11 protein-coding genes are annotated in these 12,924 nt (G+C 74.0%); 2 read left to right on the top strand and 9 right to left on the bottom strand.

The annotated features are described in order from the left end of the window. Positions 1–25: 25 nt before the first annotated feature. Positions 26–1,426, top strand: a complete 1,401-nt coding sequence (locus DQ392_RS19315) for a GntP family permease (protein WP_114016866.1) — start codon at positions 26–28, stop codon at positions 1,424–1,426. Positions 1,427–1,506: 80 nt separating this feature from the next. Here the strand turns inward: DQ392_RS19315 and DQ392_RS19310 are convergent, their stop codons facing one another. From DQ392_RS19310 to DQ392_RS19285, 6 genes are all read right to left on the bottom strand, one after another. Beyond that, positions 1,507–2,151: a LuxR C-terminal-related transcriptional regulator gene (locus tag DQ392_RS19310; RefSeq protein ID WP_114016936.1), complete on the bottom strand. Its 645-nt coding sequence runs from the start codon at positions 2,149–2,151 to the stop codon at positions 1,507–1,509. Positions 2,152–2,174: 23 nt separating this feature from the next. After that, positions 2,175–3,482: a sensor histidine kinase gene (locus DQ392_RS19305; protein ID WP_114016865.1), complete on the bottom strand. Its 1,308-nt coding sequence runs from the start codon at positions 3,480–3,482 to the stop codon at positions 2,175–2,177. 119 nt (positions 3,483–3,601) lie between these two features. Next, positions 3,602–4,921 carry an FtsX-like permease family protein gene (locus DQ392_RS19300; RefSeq protein ID WP_114016864.1) on the bottom strand — a complete coding sequence of 440 codons (1,320 nt, stop codon included), beginning with the start codon at positions 4,919–4,921 and terminating at the stop codon, positions 3,602–3,604. Beyond that, positions 4,918–5,796 carry an ABC transporter ATP-binding protein gene (locus DQ392_RS19295; protein ID WP_245981656.1) on the bottom strand — a complete coding sequence of 293 codons (879 nt, stop codon included), beginning with the start codon at positions 5,794–5,796 and terminating at the stop codon, positions 4,918–4,920. The genes DQ392_RS19300 and DQ392_RS19295 overlap by 4 nt, the downstream gene beginning before the upstream one ends. A gap of 85 nt (positions 5,797–5,881) precedes the next feature. Beyond that, positions 5,882–6,514: an HAD family hydrolase gene (locus DQ392_RS19290; RefSeq protein ID WP_114016934.1), complete on the bottom strand. Its 633-nt coding sequence runs from the start codon at positions 6,512–6,514 to the stop codon at positions 5,882–5,884. 17 nt (positions 6,515–6,531) lie between these two features. Further along, positions 6,532–7,695, bottom strand: a complete 1,164-nt coding sequence (locus DQ392_RS19285; protein ID WP_114016863.1) for a magnesium and cobalt transport protein CorA — start codon at positions 7,693–7,695, stop codon at positions 6,532–6,534. 262 nt (positions 7,696–7,957) lie between these two features. Here DQ392_RS19285 and DQ392_RS19280 point away from each other — a divergent pair, with 262 nt between their 5' ends. Beyond that, positions 7,958–8,413 (top strand): nuclear transport factor 2 family protein, encoded by a 456-nt coding sequence (locus DQ392_RS19280; RefSeq protein WP_114016862.1) that lies wholly within the window; start codon positions 7,958–7,960, stop codon positions 8,411–8,413. A gap of 78 nt (positions 8,414–8,491) precedes the next feature. On the opposite strand, the gene DQ392_RS19275 is transcribed toward DQ392_RS19280, so the two are convergent. The 3 genes from DQ392_RS19275 to DQ392_RS19265 all read right to left on the bottom strand — a co-directional run bounded on the left by DQ392_RS19275 (position 8,492) and on the right by DQ392_RS19265 (position 12,829). Next, positions 8,492–9,832, bottom strand: a complete 1,341-nt coding sequence (locus DQ392_RS19275; protein ID WP_114016861.1) for an NAD(P)/FAD-dependent oxidoreductase — start codon at positions 9,830–9,832, stop codon at positions 8,492–8,494. Between the two features lie 295 nt (positions 9,833–10,127). Next, entirely contained in the window at positions 10,128–12,263 is a 2,136-nt protein-coding gene (locus tag DQ392_RS19270; RefSeq protein WP_114016860.1) for a PhoX family protein, read from the bottom strand. Positions 12,264–12,577: 314 nt separating this feature from the next. Continuing rightward, the gene (locus DQ392_RS19265; protein WP_114016859.1) at positions 12,578–12,829 is read right to left on the bottom strand and encodes a hypothetical protein; all 252 of its coding nucleotides are present in this window, start codon (positions 12,827–12,829) and stop codon (positions 12,578–12,580) included. Between the last annotated feature and the right edge of the window lie 95 nt (positions 12,830–12,924).

The following is a 12,924-nucleotide window of genomic DNA, read 5'->3' as shown; positions in this document are numbered from 1 at the left end:
CACCCACAGCGAAGAAGGAAGAGCCGTGAGACATCTCAGCGTGGAGATGCTGGCCGCCGGGTCGCAGCCCGACCCCATCACCTCCGCCGGCAACGCGCAGTTGGGGATCGCCGCCCTCGTCGGCATCGCCGTCATCGTCCTGCTCATCACGCGGTTCAAGCTGCACGCGTTCCTGTCGCTGACCGTCGGCTCCCTCGTCCTGGGCGCCGTGGCCGCGGCGCCCCTGGACAAGGCCATCTCCAGCTTCACCACCGGGCTCGGCGACACCGTCTCCGGCGTCGGCGTCCTCATCGCCCTCGGCGCCGTCCTCGGCAAGCTCCTCGCCGACTCCGGCGGTGCCGACCAGATCGTCGACACCATCCTGGCCAGGGCGAGCAGGCGCACCATCCCCTGGGCCATGGCGCTGATCGCCGGGATCGTCGGGCTGCCGATGTTCTTCGAGGTGGGGCTGGTCCTCCTGATCCCCGTCGTGCTGCTGGTGGCCAAGCGCGGCAACTACTCGGTGATGCGGGTCGGCATCCCGGCGCTGGCGGGTCTCTCGGTGATGCACGGGCTGATCCCGCCGCACCCGGGGCCGCTGGTGGCCATCGACGCCATCGACGCCAACCTGGGGGTGACCCTCGCGCTCGGCCTCGTCGTCGGCATTCCGACGCTGGTCGTCGCGGGCCCGCTGTTCGGCAAGGTCGCCGCACGCTGGGTCGAGACGACCCCGCCCGAAGGCGTCGTCCCCGAGCGCGCCGGCGCCGATCCCGGCAAGCGCCCCGGCTTCGGCATCACGCTCGCCACGGTGCTGCTGCCCGTCGTGCTGATGCTCGCCAAGGCGCTCACCGACATCGTCATCGACGACACCGAGAACACGGTGCAGCGCGTGATGGATGTCATCGGCGACCCGATGATCGCGCTGCTCGTCGCCGTGCTGGTGGCCATGTTCACGCTCGGCCGCTCCGCCGGGTTCACCAGGGACAGGCTCTCGTCCACCGTCGGCGCCTCCCTCGGGCCGATCGCGGGCATCCTGCTCATCGTCGGCGCGGGCGGCGGCTTCAAGCAGACGCTCGTCGACGTCGGCATCGGCCAGATGATCCTCGACGTCTCCCAGGACTGGTCCGTCCCCGCGCTGCTGCTCGGCTGGCTCATCGCCGTCGGCATCCGGCTGGCCACCGGGTCCGCGACGGTCGCCACCGTCTCCGCGGCGGGGCTCGTGGCGCCGCTCGCCGCCGACATGTCCACGGCGCAGGCCGCCCTCGTCGTGCTCGCCGTCGGCGCGGGTTCGCTGTTCTTCAGCCACGTCAACGACGCCGGGTTCTGGCTCGTCAAGGAGTACTTCGGCATGAACGTCGGCCAGACGATCAAGTCCTGGTCGGTGATGGAGACCATCATCTCCGTCGTGGCGCTGGTGCTCCTGCTGCTGCTCTCGTTGGTGGTGTAGCCGCCTTCCCCCCAGCCGACGCCCCCCGCCCCGCCCCCCCCCGGCGGCGGGGGGCGTCCTGATGTGTGCGGGGCGGGGCGTCAGCGTGGGGAGGCGGCGAGGTAGTGCAGTACGGCCTGGACGCGGCGGTGGACGGCGGTGGTGCGGGGGATGCCGAGCTTGTCGAAGAGGGCTGCGGTGTGCTTCTCCACCGCGCGCTGCGAGACGCCCATGCGCGCGGCGATGGCCGCGTTGGTCAGGCCCGCGGCCATGTGGCCGAGCACCTCGTCCTCGCGGGGCGTGAGCGCGGCGCGCCCGGCATCGGCCCGCAGGAGGCGGGAGATGACGTCGGGGTCGAGGGCGGTGCCGCCGGCGACGACGCGGTGCAGCGCTTCGACGAACTCGTCGACGTCGAGCACCCGGTCCTTGAGCAGGTAGCCGATGCCGGCGGGCCCGTCGGCGAGGAGGCTGTGGGCGTGGCTGGTCTCGATGTACTGGGAGAACAGCAGGATCCCGAGCCCCGGGTGGCGCCCGCGCAGCGCGGCCGCGGCGCGCAGGCCCTCGTCGCGGTGGGTGGGCGGCATCCGGATGTCGGCCACGACGGCGTCGGGCCGGGTCCGCTCGACGGCTTCGTGCAGCGCCTCCGGGTCGCCGACGGCGGCGGTCACCTCCAGGCCGCGGTCGGTGAGGAGTCCGACCAGCCCTTCCCGCAGGACGGCGGCGTCCTCGGCGACGACCAGGCGCAGGGGCGGTCGTTCCGTCCTTCCGGTCACGTCGTCTCCTCCTGGGGTGCGAGCGGCAGGCGGACCGTCGCCGTGGTCGGTCCGCCGGGCGGGCTGTCGAGGGACAGTGTGCCGTCCACGGTGCGTACCCGCTCGGTGAGCCCGCGCAGCCCCGAGGAGGTGCCGGGTGCGGCAGGGCGCGGGGCGGCGCCGCCGCGTCCGTCGTCCTCGACGACGAGGAGGAGTGTCCGGCCGTCGTTCTCGGTACGGACGCTGACGGCGACGTGCCCCGCACCGGCGTGGCGGGCGGCGTTGGCCAGGAGTTCGGCCGCGCAGAAGTAGGCGATGGTCTCGACGGCCTCGGGCGGGCGCGGCGTCTTCGGCAGCGCGGTGCGCAGGTCGACGCGGAGGGCGGGGGTCTCGATGCCGGAGCTGAGGGAGGCGAGGGCGGGGGCGAGGCCGTTGTCGAGGACGGGCGGGTGGATGCCGCGGACGAGGTCGCGCAACTCGGCCAGTGCGGTACGGGCGTTGCCGAGTGACTGGTCGAGGAGGTGACGGGCCTTGTCGGTGTCGGCCCGGGACGGCTCGGGCGCGCTCAGGGCTTCGCGGGCGCGGGTGAGCGCCATGGCGAGGGCGACGATGCGCACCTGGGCCCCGTCGTGCAGGTCGCGTTCGATGCGGCGCAGGGTGGTGGCGGCGTCGCGTACGGCCAGAGCGCGGGTCTCCTCCAGGTCGTGGACGCGTTCGGCGAGGCGGAGCGGCGCCAGCAGGGTGCGGGCCAGCAGCCTCACCAGAGCGGTGAGCCTGCGGGCGGCCCAGCCGGCGAGAACCAGCAGGAGGAGCCCGCCGGCGGCGACCGCCCCCACGCGCGGCCAGGTGTCGAGGGGCGTGGCGCCGGTGAGTTCGAGTCCGTCGTGCCCGTTCTGCTGTACGGCACGGAACCACAGCGGGTAGGACAGCAGCGCCAGCCCGTAGAGCCGCACGGGGAGTTGCACGGTGAACAGCACCGCGCCGAGCGGCGCGTTGAGGGCGGCGAACGCCGCGCACCGCCAGGTGGCGCCGTCGTGTGCGGCGCGCAGCGGCCCGGGGCGCGGGGGCGCGGGCACGTCCTCGCCGAGCAGGCGGCGCACGAGCAGGCGTTGGAGGTCGGTGAGGGCGCGGACCGCCGTCAGGACGAGGGAGAGGAGGGGGATCCCCGCCCTGGTCACACAGAGCGCGGCGCCGAGCACCACCAGCGCCAGCGCGGGCAGGCCCAGCAGGGCGGGCACGAGCCCCGCCACCGCGTAGGCGAGGGCACGCAGTGCCTGCCGCGCCGCGGGGGCGCCGGGCGGGTCGTAAGAGGCGGTCGCAGTCACGGGACTCGTCTTCGTGGGTAGGCGTTTTGCGCGGACAATCCTGGCGGGTGCAGCGGGTGCACGGCTCGTCGGTTCCCCGCCGGGCCGCACGGCCGCGCAGGCCCTCGTGCACCGTAGGCTCAACGGGGCAGTGCCCGCCGCAGGTGCCCCGGTACCGGTGCCAGGGTCGCCAGGAGGGTGAGGGTCAGCACTCCGCCGCCGAGGCCCGCCCACGCGGTGGCCGGCAGCGCGGCGAGGGAGGCGTCCGCGGCCGCCCCCAGGGGCAGGGTCACCGCGAGGGCCACGGCGGTGCCCGCGCCGAAGCCCGCGCAGGCGACCGTCACCGCCTCCACGGCTCGCACCCGCACGACCTGCCAGGACGCGGCGCCCACCGACCGCAGCAGTGCGACCTCGCGGCGGCGTTCGGCGCTGAGCATCACCAGCGTGTTGACGGCGGCGAGGGCGGCGAAAGCGGCGTAGAGGACGGTGGCGAACAGGTCGACCCACGACGGTTCCGCCGCGTGCGCCAGCGCCGCCAGCTTGACCAGCGTGAAGGCGACGACCAGCGCCACGGGTGTGACGGCGGAGGACAACCGCCTCGCCTGCGCCCCCAGCTGCGCGAAGGCCAGCTGTGTCGCGGCTCCCCCGCCCAGCACGCGCGGCGCCGTGACCACACGCAGGGGCCAGGCCAGCAGCAGCGCCGCCACCCGCGTCAAGGCCGGGCCCGCGCAGCCGACGGCGACCAGGTGGGCGAGCAGCACGAGCGGCAGGTGCTCGCCGACGTCCTCGCGCGGCCCCGCCGCGGTGACCGCCGTCAACAGCGCGGCACCGCACAGCGCGACGAGCGCCGAGGCGCCCCGCACCACGTCCGTCACCGTCAGCCCGCGCCGCGCCCCCGCCGTCTGGGAGAGGGCGTCGGAGGGGCGGGCACGGGCGGCCCGGTGCGCGGCGAGCACTCCGCCGAGCTGCGAGGTGACGACCAGCACGCCGCAGGCCGCGAGCGCGGGCGGCAGGCCGACGACCAGCGGCACACCGTCCGGTACCAGCCCGTGCGCGGCCATCCCCGCCAGCCAGCCGCGCGCCAGCAGCCACCCCAGGGCGTAGCCGAGAGGCACCGCGGGCAGGGCGGTGCACAGCGCCTCCACGGCGACCGTGCGCCGGATCTGCCACGGCACCGCGCCCACCGCCCGCAGCAGGGCGTGCTCGCGGGCCCGCTGGGCCACCGCGAGCGCCGTCACCAGCGCGATGACGAAGAGCGAGAGGTAGACGGTCACCACCGTGAACCCCGCCCCCATGGCGGTCAGCTGCTCGCGGACGGCGGTCCGGCGCACCCCGGAGGCCGTCCGCAGCATCGCCACGGAGGCCGTCACGACGGTGGCGGACAGCACCAGCACGGAGAACACTCCGGCGAACGCGACGGGCCGCGCCCGTACCGAGGCCCGCGCGAGTCCGTTCGTCATACGGCCACCTCCGACGCGTGCGCCCCGGCCGCGCCCGCCGGCACCCCCGGGCCCGCACCCGGCGCGGCGCCCGCCCCCGCCCGGCCCGCCAGTGCCCGCATACGCGCGGCGATCCGCGCGGCGGCGGCAGCACCGGGCCCCCGCACACCGGCCTCGGCCAGCTCCTCCACCACCCGTCCTTCGGCCAGGAACAGCACGCGGTCCGCGTAGGAGGCGGCCACCGGGTCGTGGGTGACCATCAGCACCGTCGCGCCTGAGGTGTCCACCGAGCGGCGCAGCAGGGCGAGGACGTGCTCGGCGGTGGCCGGGTCGAGGGCGCCGGTCGGCTCGTCTGCGCAGATCAGCTCGGGTTCCGTGATCAGGGCGCGGGCGAGGGCGACGCGCTGCTGCTGGCCGCCGGAGAGTTCGCCGGGGCGGCTGTGGGCGCGGTCGTCCAGGCCGACACGGGACAGCGCTTCGACGGCGCGAGCCCGGTCCGCGCGCCTGGCACCGCCGCCGGCCAGCCGCAGGGGCAGCCGCACGTTCTGCTCGGCCGTGAGGGCGGGGAGCAGGTTGAACGACTGGAAGACGAAGCCGACCCGTTCGCGGCGCAGCCTGGTCAGGGCGCGTCCGCCCATCCTGGTCAGCTCGTCCCCGCCGAGCCGCACGCTGCCCCCGCTCGGCCGGTCGAGGCCGACCGCGCACTGGAGCAGGGTGCTCTTGCCGGAGCCCGAGGGGCCCATCACGGCGGTGAAGCTGCCCCGCGGCAGCGTCACGTCCACACCGCCCAGCGCCCGCACCCTGTGCCGCCGCCGCCCGTAGCAGCGGCTGACCCCCGTCATGACGAGGGCGGGCGCACCGCCGTGGCCGCCGTCGTCGTCTCGCCTGTTCATCATGGGCACGACGCTACGAACGCGCGGGCCGCGCCACGAGGGAGCGGCCACCCGTATCGGGGGTTCGGAATCACCGAACCCCCGCCGCTCACGCCTGAAGCAGTTCCGCCAGCGCGAGCAGGCCCGTGACGCGCAGATCGGGCGCGGGATCGTGGGACGCGGCCCACAGGTGGCCCCACGGGCCCCTGACGAGGTGGCAGGTGCGCAGTCCCGCGGCGCGGGCCGGGCCCACGTCGCGGGAGGGGTGGTCGCCGACGTAGAGGGTGGCGGCCGGTGCGCTGCCCGCGGTGGTCAGGACGCGGGCGAAGAACGCGGGGTCCGGCTTGGCGCAGCCCCACTCCTCGGAGGTGGAGACGGTGGCGGCGGGCAGGTCCATGGCGCGCAGCAGAGCGCCCGCGCGGGCCGTCTGGTTGCCCGCGACGTGCACGGCCTTGCCGGCCGCCGTCAAAGCGGTGAGGGCCGCGCGGACGTCCTCGTACAGGTCGGACTCGTCCAGGTGTTCCCCGCGCCCGGCGGCCTCCCGCGCGGCGCGCTCGGCGTCCACGTCGATCCCGGGCCTGGCCAGGCGCAGCGCCTCCTGGTTGTCCAGCCCCCGCGCGACGACCGCGCCGACCAGCGCGGACAGGGTGTGCCGGGGCACGCCCAGCCAGTCCGCCCACGACCCCCAGTAGCGGTCGTCGCGTACGAGGGTCTCGCCGACGTCGAGGACGACGGTGGTGATGCCGGTCAGGTCGGGTTTCACAGCCAGCCGTTTCTGCGGAACGCGCGGTACATGGCCACGCACGCGGCGGCGATGACGACGAGGATGAGCGGGTAGCCGAACACCCAGTCGAGTTCCGGCATGTGGTCGAAGTTCATGCCGTAGATCCCGCACACCATCGTCGGCACGGCGACGATGGCGACCCACGCACTGATCTTGCGCATGCCCTCGTTCTGCGCCGTGGACACCTGCGCCAGGTGCGCCTGGAGGATGGAGTCGAGGAGGGCGTCGAAGGACGCGATCTGGTCGGTGACGCGCACCAGGTGGTCGGCGACGTCCCGGAAGTACTTGCGTATCTCCGCGTCGATCAGCCGGTTCGGACGGGAGGAGAGCAGCTCCAGCGGACGCGCCAGCGGCTGGGTGGCGCGCTTGAGTTCGAGCAGTTCCCGCTTCAGCTGGTGGATGCGGCCCGTCTCGAACGCGCCGCCGCCCCGCGCGGAGGGGGCCTGCGGCGCGAACACGGCGCTCTCCAGGTCGTCGATGTCGGTCTGCACCTCGTCGGCGACCAGCAGATAGTCGTCGACGACCTGGTCGGCGACCGCGTGCAGCACCGCGGCGGGGCCCTGCGCCAGCCGCTGGGGATCGGCCTCCAACGCCTCCCGCACCGGGCCGAGGGAACCGTGCCTGCCGTGCCGCACGGTGATCACGAAGTCGGCGCCCGCGAAGACGACGATCTCGCCGGTGTCCACCACCTCGCTGCTCGTCGTCAGCTCCTCGTGCTCCGCGTAGCTGACCGTCTTGAAGACCGCGAACATCATCTCGCCGCCGCTGCCGGACTGCGAGGCGAACCACTCGGCCTTCGGCCGCTGGTGCGGCTCGATCGCGTTCTCCACCGCCAGCGGATGCAGCCCGAACAGCTCGGTGATCCCCTCGAACTCCGCTTCCGACGGCTCGTGCAGCCCGATCCACACGAAACCGCCCCCGCCCGCGCCGGAGTCGTCGCGGCCCTTGCGGACGCAGGCCAGCGCCTCCTGGATGCCGCACTCGGCCATCAGCCGCGTGCCCTCGCTGTCGTAGGCGACACAGCTGACCACCGAGGTGCCCAGCGGGGAGCGCACCGGGTGGGAGAGGTCCACCGAGGGACGCGGCAGGCGGGGCCGCACCACCCGGCGCAGGCTGCGCACCACCGGGACCGTGGGCATGTGGGGGCTCCTCGGCTTCCTCGTCGTCGTCGGTCTTCCCCAACTGTGCCCGCAAATCGCTTCCGAATGCGCGGGCCTCGCCCGTACTCCCCCGGGGGTACCGGCGAGTAGGCGGGCGTGCGCCCGGCGGAGTAACCCGCGCTCGTCCTTCCGCCCGACGCGCGCGGGCGCCACCGGGTCCACCCTGGGGGACGCGGGCCACGCCTGCGCGCGAGCGCGCACCCGCGGGGGCAGTCCACGCGCGAAGAAGGGAGGGTTCCGGATGGCCGGGACCACGACACCCACGGTCTCCCGCGACCTGACGACGTTCGGTGCCCGCTGGGCGGACGCCGAACTGCACGGCGACGTTCCCGGGTTGGAAGCCCTGCTGACCGACGACTTCGTGGCCGTCGGCCCGCGCGGCTTCCTGCTGGACAAACGCAGCTGGCTGGCACGGTACGAGACGGGGGCGCTGGTGCACGACCTGTTCACCTGGCGCACCGAACACCTGCGCCGCCACGGCGACGGCGCCGTCCTCCTCGGCGTCCAGAGCCAGCAGTCCGTCTACGAGGGCCGCGACGTCGACGGCCACTTCCGCGCCACCCACCACCTCACCACGGCCGCCTCCGCGGTCCCCTCCGCCACCTCCGCCGCCGTGCGCCCCGCATGGCGCCTGGCCGCCCTCCACCTCTCACCGATCGAGGGAACCCCACCCGAGTCGCTGGCGGGCGGAACCTGACCCGTCACCGGCCGCGGCGACCGAGCGCGCGGACGACCTCCCGGATGACGGCACCGAGGACCGTGCGGAAGAACCACCTCACGCGGTCAGTTCCCGAGCGCGCTCCTGGGTGAGATAGGCGTCGGTGGCCTCCATGTCCTGAAGGGTGGCGGGACGGCGGGAGAGGAACCCGGTCCGCAGGAAGTCGTCACCGGTCAGCGCGTTGAGGTTCCAGTTGGCCACCGTGCGCGCCTTGGCCGTGAAGGTCGGCAGAGCCATCAGATGGTAGCCGCGGGTGATGACCTGGGCGGGAAAGCCCGAGACCTCGTAACCGAACGGCCTGGCGACCGCGTCCGTGCCGCCGAGATCGACGACCAGACCCAGGTCCTTGTGCCGGTAGGGCGTCATCGGCTCCCCGCGCAGGGTGGCGAGCAGATTGCGCGCCATGTGCTTGCCCTGGCGGCTGGCGTGCTGCGCCGTGGGCGGGCAGACCGCACCGCCGACCTTCGTCAGGTCCGGTACGGCCGCCGCGTCACCGAGCGCGTACAGCCCCCGGTGCCCGGGAACGGTGAAGTCGGCGTTCACCACCAGACGGCCCTTCATCGTCTCCGCGTCGAGCGTGCCGATGAGCGGGCTCGCGGCGACCCCCGCCGTCCAGATCAGCGTCCGGGAGGGCAGCACCCGGTTGTCGGTGAGGGTGATCCGCCGCTCCTCCGCCTTGGCGACGGAGACGCCCAGCGACACGTCCGTGCCGCGCTCCCGCAGGATCTGCTGCGCGCGCCTGCCCAGCCGCGCCCCCAGCTCCGGCATCAGCTTCGGGGCGATGTCGAGCAGATGCCATCTGATCAGGTCGGGATCGAGCCGTGGATAGCGGCGGGCGGCGGAGTTGGTGAGCCGCTGGAGGCAGGCCACCGTCTCCGTGCCGGCGTAACCGCCGCCGACGACCACGAACTGCAACCGCTCGGCCTTCTCCTGCTCGTTGGTGCTGGCCGCGGCCAGGTCGAGCTGGGCGATGACGTGGTCGCGCACGTACGCGGCCTCGGCGAGCGTCTTCATGCCGCGGGCCTGCTGGGTGAGGCCGGGGATGTCGAAGCTGCGGGTCACGCTGCCGGGGGTGAGGACCAGGTGGTCGTAGCGGTAGTTCTGCGTCTCCCCGCTGATCAGCCGCACGACGCACACCTTGTCGTGGGTGTCGATGCCGATGACCATGCCCGGGATGATCGAGGTGCGGTGCAGCAGCCTGCGCAGCGGCGGTGCGACGGACTGCGGGGTGAGCACCCCGGCGGCCACCTGGGGCAGCAGCGGCAGGTACAGCTGGTAGCTGGCAGGGGTGACGAGGGCGATCTCCGCCTCTTCGGGCCGCAGGCCGCTCTCCAGCCCGCGTGCGCACTCGACTCCGGCGAAGCCGCCGCCGACGATCAGAACTCTGGTTCGCTCCATGGCTGCACCCGCAACGGTTGGCGTGCGTATGGACATACTTGCCCTTTTCGTCCTCCCGGACAGCCTGGCACGGGGCGCCGGGGGTCGCCACCGCTGCCGACACCGCGCAGGGCGAGGGCCGGCGCAACCCCACGCCGCGCCGGCCCTCACCCGCGCCACCGGCCGTCACGCCGCCGGACTCACCGCCGTCACGTCACCGCACTCACCGCCGTCACGCCGCCGGAGCCGGGCACCGCCCGACGCCGGAGCCGTCACCATCCGACGCCGGAGCCGTCACCATCCGACGCCGGAGCCGTCACCGCCCGACGTCGGAGCCGTCCTCGGGCCACACCGCGACGACCGAGGGCCGCACGTACTTCCCCGGCCCGTCGGGCCAGGTGGACGCGGGCTTCTCGACGGAGGCGCCGTCCACCTCACCCGGGTGCTGGACCGAGACGAGGACGCGGCGGTCCTGCACCAGCGGCCCGCACGTCTCCGCGCCCGTCGGGACCGTCAGGAACTGCCGCACCTGACCGCGCCGCCCCCCGGCGGTGGCGACACCGAACAGCCCGTCGTGCGAACCCAGCTCGTTGCCGTCCGTGGACAGCCACAGGTTGCCGTAGGCGTCGAAGGTGACGTTGTCGGGGCAGGAGATCGGGCTCACCTCGTCCTTGGGGAAGCCACCGAAGTAGGTGCCCGGGTCCTCGGGGTCGCCGCACACCAGGAAGAGGCGCCACGAGAACCGCGGCGAGGGGGGCACCTCCCGGCCGGAGGCCGGGGGAGGATCGTCGCCGCGCTCGGCGAACTCCAGCACCTGCCCGTGCTTGTTGGCCCTGCGCGGATTCGCCTCGTCGGGGCCCGCCTTGCCCGCCGCCCCCCGGTCGGTGTTGTTGGTCAGCGCCACGTACACCCGCCCCGTACGCGGGGAGGGCTCGATGTCCTCGGGGCGGTCCATCTTGGTGGCGCCCGCCTTGTCGGCGGCCAGCCGCGTGAAGACGTACACCTCCTCCGCGCTCATGCCCCCCACGAACGACCTGTCGCCCTCGGCCAGCGGAATCCACCGGCCCGTGCCGTCGAACTCGCCGTCCTCGGGCAGCGTGCCCTTCCCGTCGATCTCGTCGGCCGGGCTGTTCCCCGAGAGCCTGGCCACGTAGAGGGTGCCCTCGTCCAGCAGGGACAGGTTGTGGCGGCGGTCCTCGGCGCTCCGGCCGCGGCGCATCGTCTTCTTCGAGACGAACTTGTAGAAGTAGTCGAAGCGCTCGTCGTCGCCCATGTAGACGACCGCGTGCCCGTCCCGCGTCAGCCTCGGCTGCGCCGCCTCGTGCTTGAAGCGGCCGAGCGCGGTGTGCTTGCGGGGCGTGGAGTCGGGGTCGTACGGGTCGACCTCGACGACCCAGCCGAAACGGTGGACCTCGTTGGGCTCCTTCGTCAGGTCGAACCGGTCGTCGAACCGCTCCCAGCGCCGCTGGCTCGCCCCGCCGACGACGCCGTACCGCTTGAGCGTGGCCGCCCGCTGCGGGTCGGTGACCTTCTCGGCGTGGGCGAAGTACTGGTTGAAGTTCTCCTCACCGGAGAGCACCGTGCCCCACGGGGTGGTGCCGCCCGAACAGTTGTTGAGGGTGCCCAGCACCCGGCGCCCGCGCGGGTCAGCGGAGGTGCGCAGCAGGCGGCTGCCCGCCGCGGGGCCCGTCACCTCGAACGGCGTGGTGGCGGTGATCCGCCGGTTGAGCGGGTGGCGCGGCACGGCCCGCAGCGTGCCGGTACGGCGCTGCCCCGCGACGGCGACCACGGACAGGCCGTGCGCCGCCCAGGCGATCTCCACCTGCTCCCTGGTGGGCTTCTCGGGGTCGTACCCCGCGAACATCAACTCCTCGTTCGTGTACTCGTGGTTGGCCACGAGCAACTGGTCGGCGCCGCCGCCGTGCCCCCTGCCTCCACGGGGATGCAGGGGCAGCAGCGTGAGGAAGTCGTTGTTGTAGCCGAACTGGCCGGCTTGCGCCTCGGCGCTCTGCCGCGTCGGATCGAAAGCGGGGGCCCCGCGCAGAATCGGTTCTCCCCACCGGATCACCACGTTCTGCCCGTACCCCTCGGGAACGGTCACCTCGTCGGCCGTGTTCGGCGCCACCGGCGTGAAGCGCAGGCCCTTGGCGGCCTTGCCGTGCGTGGGGGCCTCGCCGTGCCGGCGGTCCTTGCCCGCCGGGACGGCCGCGGAGGCCGGTGCCGCGCCGGGGCCCGCCACCGCACCGGCGCCCGCCGCCGTCACGGCCCCCACCACGGCACCGGCGCGCAGCACCGAACGGCGCGAGAGGGCGCGGGCGATGACCTCCCCCGCGTACTCGTTCGCACTGGTGTTGGGCACCTCGTGGAAGCAGGCGTCACCGCAGCGGTAGCGGCAGGTCATCGCTGATCTGCCACCCGGGTGCGAGGTGAGCAGCGGCAACGGCTTTCGCATCGTCCATCCTCCGGTCTGTGCGTCCTACGCCGACGAGACGCTAGGCCCGCGGGCACTCCGGCGTGTGACGCCGGAGTGAATCCCGGCTGAACTGGCGACCGGACGCGCCCCGAAGGGGCGCGGGGAACCGCGCGACCGACCACGGACCACCCGCGGACCGCCCACTGCGGACGGTGGACCGAGCGTTCACCCCGTACCGGCCGTACCGGCTTACCGGAACACCGGCTTTCCGGAACGCGATGACCGGACACCAGTCGCGGGAGCCCCTGGCCACGGCGGAGGCGGAGGCGGCGGCGGCCGACAGGGGCGAGGGTCTACGGCGGGGGCGCGGGGTCGCCGTCGTCCTCCTCGTCCCAGGCCAGCCGCATGGCCTCCGCGTGGGCGATCGTCTCGCCGATCCAGTCGGGTGCGAGCGAGGTCTTCGCGTAGTCGCGGGCGCAGGGCAGACAGGCGTACGCGCTGCCACCGGGCCCCGAGCCCGTCTCGATGATCGCGATCAGCGCCCGGTGCCGCACCGGCAGATCGCAGCGGCAACACGTGCCCGAGTTGGGCCCTTCGGCCTGCACCCCGCCACCTCCTTCGCCGTCACTGGCGTCGCTCCGTCGCCACATTGCACACGACGCACCCGGCGTATCACCGTGCGTCACGTCGCGGCGCGGCG

It is taken from the genome of Streptomyces reniochalinae, from assembly GCF_003323735.1.
In the GTDB taxonomy this organism is placed as follows: domain Bacteria; phylum Actinomycetota; class Actinomycetes; order Streptomycetales; family Streptomycetaceae; genus Streptomyces; species Streptomyces reniochalinae.
The sequence above is the reverse complement of the archived record's forward strand: the minus strand, read 5'-3'. Positions and strand labels throughout refer to the sequence as shown.